Source organism: Erysipelatoclostridium sp. DFI.2.3, assembly GCF_019132535.1.
GTDB classification, from domain to species: domain Bacteria; phylum Bacillota_I; class Bacilli_A; order Erysipelotrichales; family Erysipelotrichaceae; genus Clostridium_AQ; species Clostridium_AQ innocuum.
The window spans coordinates 60,535-79,048 of the sequence record NZ_JAHOOJ010000015.1 but is presented as its reverse complement, the minus strand read 5'-3'; the positions used below and the strand labels follow the sequence as shown (position 1 = coordinate 79,048).

Genomic DNA, 18,514 nt, shown 5'->3' with positions numbered 1-18,514 from the left:
AAGCATAAAAATATGATAAAATAAAGAAAGAGACGAGGTGTTGAGAATGAGTGTCCACTTACATGTGCGAAGCTGCTATACCCTGCTGCAGAGTACCCTGACAATTTCCAAAATCGTTGCGGCAGCCAAGCGCTGCGGTTATACAGCGGTCGCATTGACTGACAAGCATGTCATGCATGGTGCCATGGCGTTTTACCATGCATGTAAAAAAGAACATATCAAGCCGATTTTCGGGATGGAAGTGGACGTGCTGGAGCAGGAGGAGCTGTATGGCTTTGTCGTTCTTGCGAAAAATGATGCCGGCTATCAGAATCTGCTGAAGCTGTCCACCTGGCTGAATACCGGAGAGGAAAGACGCGTACCGGATTTGGATACGCTCGCCTATTATGCAAAGGACTGCATTGTTTTGACAAACGGCGATCAGAATCAGATGGAAACTCTTATCGTAAAGGAAGAGCTGGATCTTCTGTGCCACTGGCTGAAGCTGTGCAGGAAGCAGTTTGCCGATTTTTATGTATCCATAGCACGCAATGATTCCGGCCTGATGGAAAAGAAAAATCCGGTCTTAAAGCAGCTGTGCGAGGAGCTGGATATTCCCTGTACGGCATTGTCCCGCGTTTATTTCGAACGGGAAGAGGATGAGGAGAGCTATAAGACGCTGTGTGCCATCAATCAGGGCGTATCGCTCCATGATAAAATGCTGAATTACAGTCCGCGCCGTTATTTCCGCAGCCCGCAGGAAATGCAGGAGCTGTATGAGGAGGCGGAGCTGCAGATGAGTGATCGTATTGCAGCACAGTGTCAGGTGGAGATGCAGCTGCCAAAGGCTGTGCTTCCGAAATTTCAAAACAAATACGGCGTAAGCAGTGAGGAATTCTTACGCAGTCTTTGTCAGAAGGGGTTGCAGAAGCGTATGCAGTACCAGCCGATTTCATCCGTATACCAGCAGCGTCTGGACTATGAGCTGGATGTTATTATCCGCATGCAGTATGCCGATTATTTTTTGATCGTCTGGGACTTCATCCGGTTTGCGAAAACACAGCATATTTATATCGGTCCCGGACGAGGAAGTGCTGCCGGCTCCCTGGTAGCTTACTGTCTTGGTATCACGCATGTGGATCCGATTCGCTATCATCTGCTGTTTGAACGATTTCTGAATCCGGAACGTATTTCCATGCCGGATATCGATACGGACTTTCCGGATAACCGCCGGGATGAGGTGATTCATTATGTGGAGCAGCTGTATGGCAAACACAGGGTATCCCATATCATCACCTTTAATACACTGGCGGCGAAGCAGGTGCTGCGGGATGTGGGAAAGGCGATGGAAATCAATCCCCGTCAGATCGACCGCCTGTGTAAGCTGGTTCCCAATGTAATCAAGGTGACACTGGACTATGCATATCAAAATGATGCGCGCTTCAAGGAGCTGATCAACAGCGGAGAAACGATGCGCCGCCTGTATGCGACTGCCCGAAAGCTGGAGGGACTGCCGCGTCATGCCTCTCTGCATGCGGCAGGTATCGTGTTTTCCGATGAAGCCATTGAGCAGGTGTGTCCGCTGATTGATGTGGATGAGGGTGTTTGTGCCACACAGTTTACAATGGAATATCTGGAGGAGCTCGGTCTGATCAAAATGGATTTTCTGGGATTGAGGAACCTTACCATCATCGATGAAATCGTACAGCATATCAATGCGACAGCGGATAAACAACTGGATATCATGCGGATACCGCTGGATGATGCCAAGACCTATGCGCTGATACGCGCGGTGGATACGGTGGGAGTCTTCCAGCTGGAGAGTGAGGGGATGAAAAATCTGATACGGAAAATGCAGCCGGACTGCTTTGAGGACATTGTCGCAACGATTGCATTGTTTCGTCCCGGTCCCATGGAAAACATTCCGGAATATCTGGATCGCAGAGAGCATCCGGAAAAGGTCGATTATATCCATCCCAGCCTGCAGCCGATCTTACAGAATACCTATGGTATCATGATCTATCAGGAACAGATCATGCAGGTTGCACAGACAATGGCCGGCTTCACCCTTGGTAAGGCGGATAATCTGCGCAAGGCCATCAGCAAGAAAAAGGGAGAGGAGCTGCGCAGAATGCAGGAGGAATTCATACAGGGGGCACTGCATAAGGGCTATGATGAGGCTCTGGCACAGAAGGTGTATGCCCTGATTATGAAATTTGCGAATTACGGCTTCAACCGTTCCCATTCCGTGGCCTATGGCATGATTGCCTATCAGCTGGCGTATCTGAAAGCGAATGCACCGCTGTATTTCTTTAACAGCCTGTTGAACAGTGTGATCGGTTCGGAGACAAAGACAAGTGAATATGTATTTGAGGCACGTAAGCGGCATATCAAGATTCTGCTGCCGGATGTCAATCGTTCGTACAATCAATATGGAATCGAGGACAATGCGCTGCGCTTTCCGTTTGTCGGCATTAAGGGTATCGGCAGTGCGGTGTCATCACTGATTGTCGAGGAACGAAATAAAAAGGGCGAATTCCGTGATTTCTTCGACTTCACCGCACGTATGAATGGGAATAAAATCGGTAAAAAAACCATTGAAATCCTGATTAATGCAGGGGCGCTGGACTGCTTTAAGGTCGGGCGTGCGAGTCTGATGGCATCACTGGAGGATGCACTTCGCTATGCGGATCTTGTGAAAATCGAGGATGTGGATCAGGTGCTGTTTGACTTTGATCTGGTATCCAAGCCTGCTATGACAATGATGAGGGATAATGCAGCGATTCGCGCGGAAAAGGAAAAGGAGGCCATCGGCTTCTATCTGTCGCGGCATCCGATTGCGGATGTACGCAGCCGCATGGGAAAGGAGCTTCCGATTTTGATTTCACTGCCCAAGTACAAGGGACGCTATGTGAAATTTGTTTGTCTGGTGGATCGCTGCCGTCAGTACCGTACAAAAAACGGCGATATGATGATGTTCGTCATCGGCAGTGATGAAACAGGAAAATTTGACCTTGTCTGTATGCCGAATATATACCGCCAGCATGCGGATGATCTGGTCAAGGGGAATTATCTGTATGTGGAGGGAATCGTGGACAAGGAAACCAGCTGTCTGGTCAAGAAGCTGACAAGGATAGAAAAGGAATGAAGGAGCAGGAGTGTGCATATGGTAACCATTGATACAGTAGAGGAAGCGGATATTGCAGAACTGGCACAGCTGGAGGCGTGCTGCTTTCCAAAGGAGGAGGCGGCGGATGAAGCGGCGCTGCGCAGACGTGCCAAGACTTTTCCGGAAAGCTTTCTGGTCATGAAAAAGGATGGCGTCATCATCGGCATGATCAATGGCTGTGTAAGCAATCAGCAGGTGATCTGTGATGCGATGTATGAGGATGAAAGCCTGCATGATCCCTATGGCGCCTATCAAACGGTCTTCGGTCTGGATGTGCATCCCGCTCATCAGCATCAGGGGTATGCAGGGGAGCTGATGCAAGCTTTGATTGAGACAGCGAAGAAGGAGGGAAGAACAGGTATGGTTTTGACCTGCAAAAAGCATTTGGTAGGTTTTTACGAGCGGTTTGGCTTTCATAATATGGGAGTGAGTGCTTCTGTTCACGGCGGTGCAGAATGGTATGATATGCTGCTGTGCTTTGCGTGATACAGACCGAACAGACATCATGGAGTTGCTTACTGCTGCAGGATGTGCAGTTGTAATCACAACATAAAGGGGAAGGTGCGCTTTGCGTTTAAGAATTGCTGTATGCAGCCCTGTATGCTCGTACTCAAATTGCAGATATTGGCAGAGGAAAAGGGGAAAACAAAACTGCCGTATGACAGTGATCTCATACAGAACGGAGCGCTCTCTAGGGTATCCTTGATGAACCTGTTATTTTGAGGCGCATATAATGTATGCATGTTTGCATCATGTAAAAAAAATGAAAAAAGTGTTGCGTTAAAAAGCTGTTTATGGTAACATAATCATGTTGTATGTCCTCCCGGATTTACAACCGCTCAGAACAGGGTTTAAGTATGGAAATCATCACCTTGCATGGCGAGTCTTAAATTATTTAGAAGGAGGTGCGATTTATGTACGCAATCATTGAAACAGGCGGAAAACAGATCCGTGTAGAAGAGGGTTCCACAATCTTCGTAGAAAAGCTGGACGTTCAAGAAGGCGAAGCTGTTGTATTTGACAAGGTAGTCGCTTACTGCAACCGTTCTCTTCGTGTTGGTACTCCATATGTAAAGGGAGTTAAGGTCAACGCAAAGGTTGAAAAGCAGGGAAAAGCAAAGAAGATCATCGTCTACAAATACAAGGCTAAAAAAGGTAGCTCACACCGCAAGCAGGGACACCGTCAACCTTACACAAAACTGACAATCGAATCAATCGAGGCTTAATGTATGGTAAGAGTCCATGTAAAGCGGCATCAGGGTATTATACAGGAAGTGGAAATCAGAGATCATGCAGGCTATGCAGATGCCGGTCAGGATCTGGTATGTGCCGGAGTGAGTTCCATAGCTGTAGGAATGATGAATGCTTTAGATGAGATGGTGCCTGAAGCATGCGACTTCGTTTTGAAGGAAGCATACATCAAAATTGAAACGATCCTGCCAGATGCTACAGCAGGTATCCTGTTACAGGGAATGTATTATCAGCTGTCAACCATGCAGGAAAGCTATGCAGACTATATTACAATAAACGATCAGGAGGTGTGATTATGAAATTTGTATTAGATATTCAGCTGTTCGCATCCAAAAAGGGTGTTGGTTCTACAAAGAACGGCCGTGACTCCGAATCCAAACGTCTTGGAGCAAAACTGGCTGATGGACAGTTCTGCCATGCAGGAAGTATCATTTACCGCCAGCGTGGTACGAAAATTCACCCGGGAACAAACGTTGGAAAAGGTGGAGATGACACGTTATTCGCAAAAGTGAATGGTGTTGTAAAATACGAACGTTTAGGTAAAGACAAGAAAAAAGTGTCCGTTTACCCACAGGCGTAATGAAAAAATCCCCGGTATGGGGATTTTATTTTTGAGCAGGATAACAGAAGGAGACAAGGAGGTGCCTGAATGTTTATAGATCGTGTAAAAGTACATGTGAAGGCTGGAAAAGGCGGAGATGGAATCGTTGCTTTCCGGCGTGAAAAATATGTTGCCTACGGTGGTCCCAGCGGCGGAGACGGCGGGGCTGGCGGTGATGTCGTTTTTATGGTCGATGAAGGAAAGACAACACTGCTGGATCTGCGCTACAACCGCAAGATGGCTGCAGAGCCGGGCGGGAACGGAAAGACAAAGAAAATGCATGGTGCCGATGGGGCAGACTGCATTATCAAGGTGCCGCAGGGTACGCTTGTAAAGGATGAGAAAACCGGAAGAATTCTGGCGGATCTCACACGCAAGGGACAAAAGGAAATCATCGCCAAGGGCGGAAAGGGCGGCCGCGGCAATTTCCACTTTAAATCCAGTAAAAACACGGCACCTCAGTACAGTGAGCTGGGCGCACCGGGGGAAGAACGTGATATTATGGTCGAACTGAAGGTGCTGGCGGATGTCGGACTGGTTGGCTTCCCATCTGTTGGGAAATCCACATTGCTGTCCGTTGTATCCAAGGCGAAGCCGGAAATCGCGGAATACCACTTTACAACGCTGGCTCCGAATCTGGGGATGGTGCAGGTTCCGGATGGCAGAAGCTTTGTCATGGCGGATCTGCCTGGACTGATTGAAGGAGCGAGTGAAGGAAAGGGGCTTGGACACCAGTTTCTTCGTCATATCGAACGCTGCCGTGTTATCATCCACGTTGTGGATATGGGAGCGAATGACGGCCGCGATCCTGTTGCGGACTATAAAACCATCAATGATGAGCTAAAGCAGTATGAATACCGTCTGATGGAGCGTCCGCAGATCGTTCTTGCGAATAAGATGGATCTGGATGGAGCACAGGAAAACCTGAAGCGCTTCAGAAAGGCCTATCCCGAGGTTGAGGTATTTGAGACCACAACGATTATTGCAGAGGGTCTGGAGCCGGTTCTCTATCGCGCAGCCGATCTGCTGGAAACAACACCGCAGTTTCCGTTATATAACGATGATGCCAGTGATGAAGAGGCGGAAGGTGTGCTTTACAAATTTGAACCTGAGCAGCCTGCCTTTGAGGTACACAACATGGGAAATGGCAACTGGGAGCTGAGCGGGGAAGAGCTGGAACGCAGCTTTAAGATGAGCAAGATGGATAATGAAGAGGACTTCATGCGATTTGCCCGCAAAATGCGGAAAATGGGAATTGATGAAGCACTGCGCAAAGCCGGCTGTAAGGACGGCGATGTCGTAACCATCTGTGATATTCAGTTTGAATTTGTCGAGTAACGTCATACCGACATTCCCCTTCATGAAACATGGGTTGGCTTCATGGCAAAAAAGCAAAGGCGCAGAAACACACGATTAAAGCGAGGTTCCTGTGCCTTTTTCTTTGCTTTTGCTTATCCCACCAAAACATGCATCTTATCGTTTTGTACAGGCGGATGATAGCACGCCTGCGGGCGGTGATGCTCAATTCCGAAATAAAAGAAGACCTGACAAGTTATCAACGCTCTGCCGGGTCTTTTTCTATAGGATAAGCCTTTTCACGCTGTGTTAAATATTTCAAACCATGAAACATGCTATGTGAAGCTAGCTGAAATCACCGAGCAGCTCATGATGGAACTCATCCAGCAATTCGTTGATCTGTATCAGAGAATATTGCTTGCTGATGCCGAAAATCAATATCGCATCCCGCTGCTGCTTGGCATACAGATGGTTATGATGTGCCACGGTCAACAGACGGTTGGTTTCCTCTAGATTCAGTTTCATAGCTATAGCAAGCTGCAGAATCTTATCTCGACCGGCCTGCTTGCTGCCCTGAAATATCTGATAGGCATAGGTTCTTGGAATCTGGGCATCCCGAATGATATCGGACTTCTCCAAATCCTTTTCCAACAGGATTTCATTGATGTAATCCACAAAGGATACATCACGGATTTCTTTTAAAATACGATCTTTCTCCAGCGCACCGGCCTTCTTCAGGATATCTTCCAAATCCTTCGTTTTCTGTTTCTGCATACAATCACCAGATATTATGATATAATCAAATCACGATTATTGCAAGCTAAAGGAGAATTTATGCGTCTGGATTTATTAGAGGATATATGTACATTGTCCGAAACGGAAGAAAAAACAGTGCAGCTGGTGAAAAACTGCCTGGATCAGAAATTTTACATCAAGAAGATAATGCGGGACTGTGCGGAGCTACAGATTTACCGTCAGCTGATGCAGCATCCCCATCCCGGCATTCCGATGCTGTATGAAGCGACGCGCAGAGGGGAAACGTGCATCCTTGTGGAGGAATTCATCAATGGAACGACACTGGAGTACGTGCTGAGTGAGCGATCACTTGATGATGCGGCTATTCATCATATCATGCAGCAGCTGCTGTCTGCAGTTGAGCATCTTCACAGTCTGCAGCCGCCGGTTATTCATCGGGATATCAAGCCGGGAAATATCATGGTGCTGGAGCATTTGGAGATACGGCTGATTGATTTTGAAATTGCACGGGTTTTCAAGCAGGATAAAAATCGCGATACCCGTGTGATGGGGAGTGCCGGTTATGCTTCACCGGAGCAGTACGGGTTTCATCAAAGTGACTGCCGCAGTGATATATACGCCATCGGAGCGGTCTTAAAAACGATGGTACAAAAGGATGTGACGGCAAAGGATATCCACAGTCCGTTTCAGCACATCATTGAAACCTGTATGCAGCTGGATCCGGATAAACGCTATCAAAGCGTTGGCGAGCTGCAAAAGGCGCTTGGATATTGCGAGGAGAAATCTCTGCCGCACGCTTCCGTTTCTGTCTTACTGTCGCAGCTGCCGGGTATACGAAGGGATTCCGCTGCAAAGCGGCTGCTGTTTCTTGCATATTACGGGCTTTGTATAATTCTGGGAGCATCGATGACCGTGACCCCTCCGCCATCCCCGTATTCACTGATCTGTCAGAGAATCGCCTTTGGTTTATGCCTGGCGATCATCCCGGCAATTACGGTAAATGCAGGGAATGTTCGGGAGCTGCTTCCGCTTCAGGATCATGGACGGGCATCCATACGCTTCTTCAAAGGTTCGATTCTGTGGTTTCTCTGTGCGTTTATCATAATCAGTCTGCTGGTGATTCTGGCAGCCATACTGGAAAGTCTGCTGTAAGCATACCAAAGCTTTCCGGTTTTTTTATATAATTCTGTTCGTGATAAAGAGGGAAGCGTGCAAATGAGATTAGAAGTATATGATGATGTTGCTATGCTGTTTCACAGTGATGAAAAGGATATCCTGCTTGTTCAGCACATGATAGAAAACCTGTTCTTTGTGAAAAAGGTCGTTCGTGCAAAGCTGGATTTTTCTTTGTATCAGTTGCTGCAGAGCCATCCGTATGAACATCTTGCCAATGTGATTGATTTCAGCTACAGTCATGAAAAGACAATTCTGATAGAGGAGTTTGTAAATGGATGTACACTGGAATATAAGCTCAGTCAAAGAAGGCTGCCGGTTGAGGAGTGCATCGGGATCATGCTCCAGCTGTTTGCGGTTGTGGGGCATCTGCATGCACAGACACCACCGATCATTCATCGGGATATCAAGCCGGATAACATTCTGATCGATAAGGGACATGTGGTGCTGATCGATTTTGAGATTGCGAAGCTGATGACAACGCGCAAGGATGTTCAACGTAGCGGAAGTGTAGGCTATGCAGCGCCGGAGCAGTATTACGGCTTATCCGATCAACAAAGTGATATTTATTCCATGGGAATTCTGCTGAAGGAATTGTGTGCACATACGGCATGGAGGAATAACGAAGCGGATATCTTTCTCACCATCATACGGAAAAGCACAGCTAAAAGACAGGAGGAACGCTACCTGACGATATCGCAGATGCAGAATGATTTTATCATAACATGCCGAAGCTGCAGCTCTACAGCAAAGTATGCTGAAAGCATACCAATGCAAAAAGAACAGAAGGTATAATAAAATCATTCCAAAACACAGGATGAGAAAACTGGAGGGACCTATGAAAAAATTAAAGAAATGGCAGATTGTACTTATCGTAATTCTTGCGCTCGGTGTCATTGGAGCACTAGCAGGCAGAGGAGATGAGGAAAAGAAAAACGGCGAGCCGGCAGCAGAGAAAACCGACAACAAAAAGAAAGAAGACAAAAAGAAGGAGCCGAAAGAGAAAACCTACGGTATCAAGGACACGCTGAAGGTAGGCGATGTGGAATACACAGTGAACGGCATTGAAACTACGGATACGATTGGCGATGAGTATCTGAATCAGAAAGCACAGGAAACCTATCTGATTGTTTCGGTTACCGTGAAAAACAACGGAGATGATGCTTTGAGTGTACTGGACAGCTTCTTTAAGCTGAAAAAGGGAGACAAGACCTACAATACAGATTCTACAGCTATTATGTATCTGGGAGATGAAAGCATTTTTGCCAAGGAAATCAATCCGGATGCTTCTTTAAAGGGAAAAATCGTGTTCGATGTAACCAAGGCGACGATTGATGATAAAAATCTGCAGCTGCAGGTACAGACCGGAGCATGGGGCACGGAAAAGGGGCTGATCAATCTGCATTAGACAGATATCGGCTCAGGCAAAAAGAACTGTCGCATATGCGGCGGTTTTTCTTTTCCCCGCTGGTTGTTTGGCTGGCTTTTTTTTATGGGATACGGTATGATTAAGGTATATTCGGGAGGTAGATGTTATGCGATTGGTATCATGGAATGTAAATGGAATCCGCGCCTGTATGCAAAAGGGCTTTATGGATTTCTTTAAGGAGATAGATGCAGATGTATTCTGTATTCAGGAAACGAAGATGCAGCCCGGACAGCTGGAAATCGAAACACCGGGCTACTATCAGTATATGAACAGTGCAGAGAAAAAGGGGTATAGCGGAACCATGGTGTTTTCCAAGCAGAAGCCGCTTTCCGTGACGTATGGTCTTGGAATTGAGGAGCACGATCATGAAGGGCGGGTCATTACCTGTGAGTACGAGGATTTTTATCTGGTTTGTGTATATACCCCTAATTCCAAGGACGGCTTACTGCGTTTGGATTACCGCATGGTCTGGGAGGATGCGTTTCGTGCCTATCTGCACAAGCTGAACGAAACAAAAAGTGTGCTGGTGTGCGGTGATTTGAATGTCGCACATAAGGAAATCGATCTAAAGAATCCAAAGACGAATCGCAGAAATGCAGGCTTCACGGATGAGGAACGCGGTAAGATGAGTGTTTTGCTGGAAAGCGGCTTTATCGATTCCTTTCGATATCTGTATCCAGAGCAGGAGGGGATTTATTCCTGGTGGAGCTATCGGTTCAAAGCCCGCGAAAAGAATGCAGGGTGGCGGATTGACTATTTCCTGGTTTCCGAGGATGCGAAGGAGGCTATTCGGGAAGCAAGGATTCACACGGATATCTATGGCAGTGATCACTGCCCGGTATCTCTTGAATTTGATAAGAAGGCTGTCTAGGACAGCCTTTTACATTCCCTGTTGAAAAGGAGGCTGCAAACCACAGGATACACTCTGGCGGCTGCCTCTTTTTTTCATATATACAGGCTGTACTTTTATCTGGATCAGGGTGTGCATGGATTCGCTGAACGCTTTTGTAGTTGTAAAATACGGAAGATTATGTTATGATAATTGTAAGAAAAATAAGAATTATAAGAAAAGAGGGGAACTATGGATTTCTCAAATAAACTATATGTTTATGTGGATGCTGCAGCCTTGCAGGATCCGCAGGCGGAGCATTTCATGGAGGTACTGGCAAAGCAGTATCGTCAGATAATTTTGTTTGTGGAGAATGTTTGGGAGGAGGAAACACTGAAGCAGCTTCCTGCCTATGGATATATCTGCCGCACCGTTTATGGGCCGGATTTGCAAAGCGTTCTGGAAAAGGACCGTGCGAGGCGTTCTCCGGATAAGACTAAGCATATTCTTTTTATAACAAGGTCATCACAGACACTGCATGGAATCAGTGTGCTTTGTCTTGAGAAGATGGGGCTGGAGCAGATCCTTTTGGAAAAGCTGCAAAATGAGAAAAAGCGCAGAACGGTGGTTGCCGGTATCTGCATGGGCTGTGTTGTATATTTTGCTGTATACTTTATCATGCTGGATAAGCTGCCGCTATGGATGCGGGATGGAGGAATCGCGTTTCTGCTGTGTCTGCTTCCGGCGGAGCTGCTGATTTTGACGCTTCTATACGGTCTGTGCAAACGGGTGATTCCCTTTGATACCATCTTTGAATTTTTTGATATGTCCGGATGAAGGCGGTACATAGTGATTCTCTATTTTATAGGAATTACAGAACCGAAAATAAGAGGAAACAGATACTGTGAAGTAGAAAACGTGACATAAAAGATAACATAAATGATTGTATAAAAGATAAGATATAAGGAAGAGGAAGGCTCTGTACGACATGCTTTCTGACGGTTGTTTTCCGCTTCATAAGGGGAGCTTAACACAGCAGGAGCTGTGAACAGCCGGTTGAAAGGCAGACTGTATATTGCAGCCTTGCTGCCTTGTTTTGCTAATAGAAAACGGAAATACCGGATGGTTCTGTATCAGCAGGTTAGCGCCTCTGTTACATCTGAGCGTGCAGAATTCCCGTAGTCTATGAATACACTGCTTTAAAAGGTGAAATTACACCTCTTTTCCTCCCTTATTTCCAATGATTTTTCAATACAGGGTAAGCACACGGTGGATTTCCACTGTTTTTATTTGTCCAGTCATGATAAAATAAGTGCGGTGATGAAAATGATAGCATTTATTAAGGGAATCATTCACAGCTACAGCAATGATTCTTTGATTATTGAAAACAATGGCATCGGCTACCGGGTCTATGTTGCCAATCCGATGGCAGTCCGGCTTAATGCCGAAGTGATTTTATATACCTATCAGCACGTACGCGAGGATGCGATCACGCTGTTCGGGTTTACCACGATGGAGGAGCATGATCTGTTTCTGCAGCTGATCAGTGTCAAGGGTGTCGGTCCGAAGACGGCCCTGGGAATGCTGGGCGTTTGTCCTGCCAGGAACATGATTGCGGCAATCGAAAGCAATGATGTGAAAACATTGAAGGGACTTCCGGGCATCGGTGCGAAAACCGCCAGTCAGATTGTTCTGGATCTGAAGGGGAAGCTCGTGGAAGAGGTTACGGAGCTGGAAGTTAAGGAAAATGAACAGCTGCTGGATGCGCTGGAAGCATTGAAGGCGCTGGGCTATAAGAATGCAGAGCTGAACAGTATCAAGAAGGAGCTGGGTACTCTGGAAGCGATGACGAGCGATCAGTATATCCGAAAGGGGCTTGGCATTCTGGCGAAGAGAAAAGGAGTCTAGCAAATGGAGAGAATTTTATCAAATGAATCGCAGAGTATGGATGAGGAAGCATCCCTGCGCCCTCAGAGTCTGCGTGAATATATCGGACAGCGACAGCTGAAGGAAAACCTGTCGGTGTTTATTGAGGCCGCAAAGCAGCGAAATGAAGCACTTGATCATGTTTTGCTGTACGGCCCTCCCGGACTGGGAAAAACAACCCTGTCCTATATACTGGCGAATGAAATGGGAGGCAGTATTAAGACGACGAGCGGCCCCTCGATTGAAAAGGGCGGGGATCTGGCAGCCATACTGTCTACACTGGAGCCTGGGGATGTTTTGTTTATTGATGAAATCCATCGTCTGCCGAAGCAGGTTGAGGAAATTTTGTATCCTGCCATGGAGGATTATTGTATCGATATCGTTGTCGGCAAGGACAGCGCAACCACCAGAAGTATACGGCTGGAGCTGCCGCCCTTCACGCTTGTCGGGGCTACGACACGTGCGGGCGATCTGACAGCGCCGCTGCGTGATCGTTTCGGTATCGTTTCTCAGCTGGAATTTTATGAGCTTGCGGAGCTGCAGCAGATTATTTCCAGAACCTCCCGTGTCATGGATACGGAAATCGAGGAGGAGGCCGTGCTGGAGATTGCTTTGCGCTCCCGCGGCACACCGCGAATCGCGAACCGTTTGTTTCGCCGTGTGCGTGATTTTGCGACCGTTATGAATGACGGCATCATCAGTAAGCAGATTGCGGAAATGGCACTGGATAAATTAAAGGTCGACCATCTGGGATTAGATAATGTCGACCATAAGTATCTGAAGGGGATCATTGAGCGCTTCAAGGGAGGACCGGTTGGTCTGGAAGCGCTGGCCAGCAGCATCGGAGAAGAAACGATGACGCTGGAGGATGTGTATGAGCCGTATCTTCTGCAAATCGGCTTTATCAACCGCACACCGCGCGGACGTGTTGTAACAGAGAAGGCCTATCGCCATCTCGGCTATGATCTGCGGGAGGGGCTGTTTCTGCACACAGACTGATTTATCCCTTGTGCGTACGCGAGAATGCAATGACGGCAGCGGCGACATAAACCAGTGCCTTACTGAGATTTTCAAGCAGTGCAGGCAGTGAGAAGCCGCTCAGCAGCAGGGACAGCAGATAGAATACGGCAGCAACAGGAAGCGCATGAAACAGCGCTTTTTTATTTACGCCAATGCCCAGCAATGCTCCGCCGGCTCCATAGGCAATGATACCGCCGATCCAGTTCAAAATGTGAAAAGTCGAAGTCGATACTGCATGAAAATAGTATAAAGCAGCAAATACAAGAGAGAATAACAATGTGAGCGCAAGCAGTACGGCTACGGAGCGCACATAGGTCTGTAGTTTGAATTTCATAAGTGGTCACCTCAGTCTACTGTATGAAATTTACGTACAAACTATGCAGGAAAGGATGGTTTAATGCAGGAATATATAAATCTGATGGTGAAGTGCTTTATCGTATATTTTGTGATAATTTTTGCCCTTCGCATCATGGGGAAACGGGAAGTCGGTGAGCTTTCTGTCTTTGATATCGTGATTTACCTTGTTATGAGTGAGCTGCTGGCAATCTCCATTACGGATACGCATGAAAGCATTCTGAAGTCACTTGTTCCAATCTTCACGCTGGCTTTTTTACAAATTGTGATTTCCTGGGTGCTTTTGAAAAGCAAAAAGACCAGAGATATCTTTGACGGTAAGAATGCGATTCTGATTCATAACGGACATATCAATCAGAGCATCATGAAAAGGGAGCGCTACAACATTGACGATCTCATGTCTCAGATTCGCAGCAAGGATTTGTGCACACCGGATGAGGTTGCCTTTGCAGTGCTGGAGAACAACGGACAGCTCTCCATTCTGCCGAAAAACAAATGCAAGGTGAAGCACCCCGATCCTCTCATCAGCGATGGAACAATCAACAAAAAGGCGCTGCAGGATTTGTCACGGGATGAGGAATGGCTGAAAAACGCCCTGAAGAGTGAGGGCGTGGAGAGTGTGGATGATGTGTTTCTGTGCATTTATCAAAACAACGGCATGTTTGTCATCAAGAAGGAAATGAATTCCAAGGATACCTTCTTTTAATTGTTCTTGAAGGCGATGAACAGGCGGACAGCGTGCATGGTGGTTGTAATGAGCATCCCGGCTGTCAGTGCAATGGGCAAAGAGGCCTCCATGCAGGTTCTGGTCAGAAACAGCACACATAAGATCCGTACCAGAGAGCCGCTCAGGGTGTCTGCGACGGTCTGCTTGCTTAAGGATAAGGCATGGAGCATGCTGGACAGGGGAGGCTGCAGGGAATACAAAGCAAACGGGATGGCCAGCTGCTTGAGCAGCAGGGCACCGTGGGTGTTGTGATAAAACAGATAAAGCAGCTGCTCCGGAAACAGATAGCAGATCACACTGCAGCCCAGACCGACCAGAAAGCAGCAGCCGATGATCATCGAAAACAGACGGCGTGCATGATCGTAGTACCCTCTGGAATAGGAATAGGTAAAGGATGGCAGCAGAAAGTTGCTCAGTGTTACGGTGATAAAGCTTGGCATGGTAATGATGGGCAGTACATAGCCGTTGAGCTGTCCATAGGCGCCTACCATGGCGGCGGATGCTGCCGTGCCAAGCTCCAGTACCATGACAATCGGCTCCATGAAATAGGTAAGGGAGCCGATGAGACGGCTGCCTGTCATCGGTATGGATACCGTCAGCACCTCATCAAACTGTCGGCGGTTTAGATCGCTGAACAAACGCGGAATCCTGGAAAGGGTTCTTTTTTGTCTGCGCAGGGAGATGAGCATAAACAGTGCGCTGCACGCCTCACCAACGCTGACAGACAGCATTGCGATACGGGCCATGGTGATTGCGTCGGTAAAGGGATGCAGATAGAAAACCACAAACAGAAACAGGATGCGGCTGCCTTCTTCAAACAGCTGGGAGGAGGTTGCCTGCACGTGATGCTGCAGACCGAACAGATATCCCTTCAGGATACCGGACAGCGATACCAGTGGAATCAGCGGTATAATGGCATACAGGACGGGCAGAATTTCCTTCTGCTTGAGGATGCGGGTAGCCAGAAAGGGAAGCACGAGCAGAAAGGTCAAAATAATAACGGCATTATTCAACAGGGAAAGAATCACACTGACCTTCAGCGGCTGATGGGGATGGTCGCTTTGCGCAATCACCTTGGATAAGGCCCCAGGGATTCCCATCTGCGCCAGGGTGATGAAAAAGACCATGGTTGGTGCTGCCAGGGTATAATAGTTCATAGCCGAGGGGCTCAGGGTTCTGGCAAGCATGATGCGCACGATGAAAGAAAGGGCCTTGGCAATCACGGATACAATTACCAGAATCACAGTAGACTGCAGTACGGTTTTCTTCAAATAAATCACTCCAATCCAGCTTGCAGATCATGAAAATAATTGGCGATGTAATGATTTTAAAAGACAAAGTGCGGATTCGGGATAAAAAAATACATTGCTTTCATTCATAATTGAAGCTATAATAATGTTTATGATATTAAGGAGGAGCTTATGAGTGGTCAAAGTGAAATCGAAGATAAATACATAAAACTTGCTATTGCTTTGAAAACAAATCAGTTGAAACGAGAAGAGTTATCTTCCTTGACATATCAGCATGTAGAAAGCTCGTTGAAGGAGCATTGGCGCTTTCGCAAGCCTGGAAGCATCCATGAGGCGGTGGAGGATATCCAGCAGCTAAGTGCAAGCGATGTGGTGGCCTATCTGTCCACACAGGCAGTGATTATGGGCTCCCGTATGAACCTCAACGACTTTGATGATTTATTTGGAGGAGATAAACAATGAAGAAATCACGTCTCGTGGTCTTTGTGATAACCGTGTTGACCATACTGACACTGATTGTGACCTGTACCCCATCCGTTCGCAAGAATATGAAGCTGGGGCTGGATTTACAGGGTGGCTTTGAAATTCTGTATGAAGTGAGTCCACTGGAGGGTAAGAAGCTTCCTTCCATGACAGCTGTCGCAAAATCAGTAGAAAAACGTGTCGATGTTCTGGGTGTCAATGAACCGGAAATCACAGTGGAAGGCGACAATCGTATCCGTGTGCAGCTTGCCGGTGTAAAAAATGCCGATCAGGCAAGAAGAGTCATCTCTTCAACTGCCAATCTGACATTCCGTGATGTCAATGACAACCTGCTGATGGATTCCACCGTTTTGCAGGAAGGCGGAGCCAGTGTGATGTACGACAATTACGGCAAGCCGATCGTCAGCCTGAAGCTGTCTGATCAGAAGAAATTTTATGAAGTTACACAGAAGGTTTCCCAGATGGGAAGCGGCAATAATCTGATGGTTGCCTGGCTGGATTTTAATCCGGATACCGATTCCTATGCCAAGGAAAAGGATCAGAAAAATCCAAAATTCATTTCTGCTGCAACGGTGAGTGAGGGGATCAATTCCACCAGTGCGCAGATTAGCGGAAGCTTCACCAAGGAGGAGGCAACCGAGCTGAAGGATCTGATCAACTCCGGTTCGCTGCCTGTGAAAATGAGTGAGAAATACAGCAATGCGGTGACTGCCGATTACGGTATCAACGCCTTCAGTGAAACCATGCTGGCTGGCGGTATCGGTATCGCACTGATCATGCTGTTCATGATTCTGTACTACCGTCTACCGGGTCTGATTTCCGCAGTCACACTGGCAACCTATGTCTTTATCGTGTTCCTCATCTATAATGCCATGGGCGCAGTCTTTACCCTGTCGGGTATTGCGGCCCTCGTGCTTGGTGTCGGTATGGCGGCCGATTCCAACATTCTGACATTTGAGCGTATCAAGGACGCGCTGTATTCCGGACGTAGTGTAAAGACCGCCTTTTATGAGGGAAGCTCCAAGTCCTTTATTACGATTTTCGATGCGCAGGTCACAACCTTTATCTGTGCGCTGATTCTGTATATGATGGGTACGGGAAGTGTGAAGGGCTTTGCGACCATGCTGATCGTATCTACGATTTCCACCATCATCCTGATTGTCTTCGTCACAAAATTCCTGCTTTCTCTTCTGGTTGGCAGCGGTTGGCTGAATGACAAGCTGAGCTGGTTCGGCGTGAAGAAGGCTCATGTTCCGGATGTGAGCAAGGGGCAGGAGCGCTTCTATTTCGGCTTCTTTAAGAATTTTGATTTTGTTAAAAATGCGAAATACTTTATCATCGCTTCTGTGACGGTGCTTGTCATCGGTGTGGGATGTATGGCATTTCAGGGCATGAAGGGCAATGGTATTCTGAACTGGGGCATTGATTTCACCAGCGGAACCAAGCTGACGGTACAAAGCGATACGGCGATTTCCAGGGATAAGCTGAACGATCAGCTGAAGAGTCTTGGAATCAATGCAAGCAGTATTAAAATCAACGGTGAAAAGGATAATGTGGCAAATATCTTTGTGAAGGATGCCATTGATGAACATAAGATGGATACCGTAAAGGCGGGATTGAAGAAAACCTATCAGCACGATGTCAATGACAACGTGGTAACCCCGGTGATCGGGCAGGAGCTGGTGCGCAGTGCAATTCTGATCTCCATTCTGGCATGGATCGGCGTTCTAATTTATATTTCCATCCGCTTCAAGTGGGATTATGCAATCAGCGGTATTGTCGGACTGATTCATGATGTCTTCTTCGTGCTTGCGGCCTGTGCGATTTTCCGTCTGGAGGTTAATACGGAAATCATCGCCGTGCTGCTGACGGTGATCGGATATTCCATTAACAACTCGATTGTCGTCTTTGACCGTATCCGTGATGAGATGAAGGGGCGCAAGCTTGCGACAACGACGAAAGCGGAATATCGTGAAATCGTAAATGAAGCGCTGCAGAGAACGGCGACAAGATCCATTCTCTCCACGCTGACAACGATTCTGCCGGTTGTGTGCCTGCTGTTCTTCGGAAGCAGTGCCATCCGTATCTTCTGTCTGGCGCTGTTCATCGGTATCGCCTGCGGTGCGGGGAGCTCCCTGTTTGTCGCAGCGCAGCTGTGGTACCAGATCCGTATCCATCAGAATCCGAAAAAGCATGTAAAAAAGAAACACAAAAAGAAAAAGGATGAACTGGAGGAAATGATCATTCCGGGCATGAACGACTATTAAAACG

Annotated in this window: 19 protein-coding genes and 1 other annotated feature; of the genes, 16 read left to right on the top strand and 3 right to left on the bottom strand. The window is 47.3% G+C overall.

Annotated features, from left to right (window positions below; genetic code table 11):
* Positions 1-46: 46 nt before the first annotated feature.
* The 6 genes from dnaE to obgE all read left to right on the top strand — a co-directional run bounded on the left by dnaE (position 47) and on the right by obgE (position 6,338).
* Complete coding sequence (dnaE, locus tag KSZ58_RS15375) at positions 47-3,127, top strand: DNA polymerase III subunit alpha (protein WP_009270365.1); 3,081 nt, start codon at positions 47-49, stop codon at positions 3,125-3,127.
* Positions 3,128-3,145: 18 nt separating this feature from the next.
* Complete coding sequence (locus tag KSZ58_RS15370) at positions 3,146-3,634, top strand: GNAT family N-acetyltransferase (protein ID WP_009270366.1); 489 nt, start codon at positions 3,146-3,148, stop codon at positions 3,632-3,634.
* 337 nt (positions 3,635-3,971) lie between these two features.
* Positions 3,972-4,045: a sequence feature (ribosomal protein L21 leader region), on the top strand.
* A 17-nt stretch (positions 4,046-4,062) separates the two neighbouring features.
* Positions 4,063-4,374, top strand: coding sequence for a 50S ribosomal protein L21 (gene rplU / locus KSZ58_RS15365; RefSeq protein ID WP_002609244.1), 312 nt, complete (start codon positions 4,063-4,065; stop codon positions 4,372-4,374).
* 3 nt (positions 4,375-4,377) lie between these two features.
* Positions 4,378-4,692, top strand: coding sequence for a ribosomal-processing cysteine protease Prp (locus tag KSZ58_RS15360; RefSeq protein WP_002609243.1), 315 nt, complete (start codon positions 4,378-4,380; stop codon positions 4,690-4,692).
* A gap of 2 nt (positions 4,693-4,694) precedes the next feature.
* Positions 4,695-4,979: a 50S ribosomal protein L27 gene (rpmA, locus tag KSZ58_RS15355; protein ID WP_002609242.1), complete on the top strand. Its 285-nt coding sequence runs from the start codon at positions 4,695-4,697 to the stop codon at positions 4,977-4,979.
* A gap of 69 nt (positions 4,980-5,048) precedes the next feature.
* Positions 5,049-6,338, top strand: coding sequence for a GTPase ObgE (gene obgE / locus KSZ58_RS15350; RefSeq protein WP_002609241.1), 1,290 nt, complete (start codon positions 5,049-5,051; stop codon positions 6,336-6,338).
* Between the two features lie 303 nt (positions 6,339-6,641).
* Here the strand turns inward: obgE and KSZ58_RS15345 are convergent, their stop codons facing one another.
* Positions 6,642-7,070 (bottom strand): hypothetical protein, encoded by a 429-nt coding sequence (locus tag KSZ58_RS15345; protein ID WP_008817134.1) that lies wholly within the window; start codon positions 7,068-7,070, stop codon positions 6,642-6,644.
* Positions 7,071-7,130: 60 nt separating this feature from the next.
* Between KSZ58_RS15345 and KSZ58_RS15340 the strand changes: the two genes are divergently transcribed.
* The 7 genes from KSZ58_RS15340 to ruvB all read left to right on the top strand — a co-directional run bounded on the left by KSZ58_RS15340 (position 7,131) and on the right by ruvB (position 13,408).
* Positions 7,131-8,204: a serine/threonine-protein kinase gene (locus KSZ58_RS15340; RefSeq protein ID WP_009270367.1), complete on the top strand. Its 1,074-nt coding sequence runs from the start codon at positions 7,131-7,133 to the stop codon at positions 8,202-8,204.
* A gap of 63 nt (positions 8,205-8,267) precedes the next feature.
* Positions 8,268-9,020 (top strand): protein kinase, encoded by a 753-nt coding sequence (locus KSZ58_RS15335; protein ID WP_008817136.1) that lies wholly within the window; start codon positions 8,268-8,270, stop codon positions 9,018-9,020.
* A gap of 43 nt (positions 9,021-9,063) precedes the next feature.
* Entirely contained in the window at positions 9,064-9,633 is a 570-nt protein-coding gene (locus KSZ58_RS15330) for a DUF4352 domain-containing protein (protein WP_008817137.1), read from the top strand.
* A gap of 127 nt (positions 9,634-9,760) precedes the next feature.
* Positions 9,761-10,525 carry an exodeoxyribonuclease III gene (locus KSZ58_RS15325; RefSeq protein ID WP_002609236.1) on the top strand — a complete coding sequence of 255 codons (765 nt, stop codon included), beginning with the start codon at positions 9,761-9,763 and terminating at the stop codon, positions 10,523-10,525.
* A 210-nt stretch (positions 10,526-10,735) separates the two neighbouring features.
* The gene (locus KSZ58_RS15320; RefSeq protein ID WP_008817138.1) at positions 10,736-11,320 is read left to right on the top strand and encodes a hypothetical protein; all 585 of its coding nucleotides are present in this window, start codon (positions 10,736-10,738) and stop codon (positions 11,318-11,320) included.
* A gap of 489 nt (positions 11,321-11,809) precedes the next feature.
* Positions 11,810-12,391: a Holliday junction branch migration protein RuvA gene (gene ruvA, locus KSZ58_RS15315; protein WP_002609234.1), complete on the top strand. Its 582-nt coding sequence runs from the start codon at positions 11,810-11,812 to the stop codon at positions 12,389-12,391.
* Positions 12,392-12,394: 3 nt separating this feature from the next.
* Positions 12,395-13,408 carry a Holliday junction branch migration DNA helicase RuvB gene (ruvB, locus tag KSZ58_RS15310; protein ID WP_008817139.1) on the top strand — a complete coding sequence of 338 codons (1,014 nt, stop codon included), beginning with the start codon at positions 12,395-12,397 and terminating at the stop codon, positions 13,406-13,408.
* A 1-nt stretch (position 13,409) separates the two neighbouring features.
* Here ruvB and KSZ58_RS15305 read toward each other — a convergent pair whose 3' ends face one another.
* Entirely contained in the window at positions 13,410-13,763 is a 354-nt protein-coding gene (locus KSZ58_RS15305) for a DUF3792 family protein (RefSeq protein ID WP_008817140.1), read from the bottom strand.
* Positions 13,764-13,826: 63 nt separating this feature from the next.
* On the opposite strand from KSZ58_RS15305, the gene KSZ58_RS15300 reads away from it, so the two are divergent.
* Positions 13,827-14,489: a DUF421 domain-containing protein gene (locus KSZ58_RS15300; protein ID WP_008817141.1), complete on the top strand. Its 663-nt coding sequence runs from the start codon at positions 13,827-13,829 to the stop codon at positions 14,487-14,489.
* Here the strand turns inward: KSZ58_RS15300 and KSZ58_RS15295 are convergent.
* Positions 14,486-15,790, bottom strand: coding sequence for an oligosaccharide flippase family protein (locus KSZ58_RS15295; protein ID WP_009587426.1), 1,305 nt, complete (start codon positions 15,788-15,790; stop codon positions 14,486-14,488). The genes KSZ58_RS15300 and KSZ58_RS15295 overlap by 4 nt on opposite strands.
* A 141-nt stretch (positions 15,791-15,931) precedes the next feature.
* Here KSZ58_RS15295 and KSZ58_RS15290 point away from each other — a divergent pair, with 141 nt between their 5' ends.
* Both KSZ58_RS15290 and KSZ58_RS15285 read left to right on the top strand, forming a co-directional pair.
* Complete coding sequence (locus KSZ58_RS15290) at positions 15,932-16,222, top strand: post-transcriptional regulator (protein WP_002609229.1); 291 nt, start codon at positions 15,932-15,934, stop codon at positions 16,220-16,222.
* Positions 16,219-18,510, top strand: a complete 2,292-nt coding sequence (locus KSZ58_RS15285; RefSeq protein WP_074748715.1) for a protein translocase subunit SecDF — start codon at positions 16,219-16,221, stop codon at positions 18,508-18,510. The genes KSZ58_RS15290 and KSZ58_RS15285 overlap by 4 nt, the downstream gene beginning before the upstream one ends.
* Positions 18,511-18,514 lie beyond the last annotated feature (4 nt).

Excerpts from the sequence above, each read along its gene's own strand:
- KSZ58_RS15330 (WP_008817137.1), top strand. The coding sequence starts at position 9,064 with ATGAAAAAATTAAAGAAATGGCAGATTGTACTTATCGTAATTCTTGCG.
- KSZ58_RS15305 (WP_008817140.1), bottom strand. The coding sequence starts at position 13,763 with ATGAAATTCAAACTACAGACCTATGTGCGCTCCGTAGCCGTACTGCTT.
- KSZ58_RS15290 (WP_002609229.1), top strand. The coding sequence starts at position 15,932 with ATGAGTGGTCAAAGTGAAATCGAAGATAAATACATAAAACTTGCTATT.
- KSZ58_RS15345 (WP_008817134.1), bottom strand. The coding sequence starts at position 7,070 with ATGCAGAAACAGAAAACGAAGGATTTGGAAGATATCCTGAAGAAGGCC.
- KSZ58_RS15325 (WP_002609236.1), top strand. The coding sequence starts at position 9,761 with ATGCGATTGGTATCATGGAATGTAAATGGAATCCGCGCCTGTATGCAA.
- KSZ58_RS15335 (WP_008817136.1), top strand. The coding sequence starts at position 8,268 with ATGAGATTAGAAGTATATGATGATGTTGCTATGCTGTTTCACAGTGAT.
- rpmA (WP_002609242.1), top strand. The coding sequence starts at position 4,695 with ATGAAATTTGTATTAGATATTCAGCTGTTCGCATCCAAAAAGGGTGTT.
- KSZ58_RS15370 (WP_009270366.1), top strand. The coding sequence starts at position 3,146 with ATGGTAACCATTGATACAGTAGAGGAAGCGGATATTGCAGAACTGGCA.
- obgE (WP_002609241.1), top strand. The coding sequence starts at position 5,049 with ATGTTTATAGATCGTGTAAAAGTACATGTGAAGGCTGGAAAAGGCGGA.
- KSZ58_RS15360 (WP_002609243.1), top strand. The coding sequence starts at position 4,378 with ATGGTAAGAGTCCATGTAAAGCGGCATCAGGGTATTATACAGGAAGTG.
- KSZ58_RS15320 (WP_008817138.1), top strand. The coding sequence starts at position 10,736 with ATGGATTTCTCAAATAAACTATATGTTTATGTGGATGCTGCAGCCTTG.
- rplU (WP_002609244.1), top strand. The coding sequence starts at position 4,063 with ATGTACGCAATCATTGAAACAGGCGGAAAACAGATCCGTGTAGAAGAG.
- KSZ58_RS15300 (WP_008817141.1), top strand. The coding sequence starts at position 13,827 with ATGCAGGAATATATAAATCTGATGGTGAAGTGCTTTATCGTATATTTT.
- dnaE (WP_009270365.1), top strand. The coding sequence starts at position 47 with ATGAGTGTCCACTTACATGTGCGAAGCTGCTATACCCTGCTGCAGAGT.
- ruvB (WP_008817139.1), top strand. The coding sequence starts at position 12,395 with ATGGAGAGAATTTTATCAAATGAATCGCAGAGTATGGATGAGGAAGCA.
- ruvA (WP_002609234.1), top strand. The coding sequence starts at position 11,810 with ATGATAGCATTTATTAAGGGAATCATTCACAGCTACAGCAATGATTCT.
- KSZ58_RS15340 (WP_009270367.1), top strand. The coding sequence starts at position 7,131 with ATGCGTCTGGATTTATTAGAGGATATATGTACATTGTCCGAAACGGAA.
- KSZ58_RS15285 (WP_074748715.1), top strand. The coding sequence starts at position 16,219 with ATGAAGAAATCACGTCTCGTGGTCTTTGTGATAACCGTGTTGACCATA.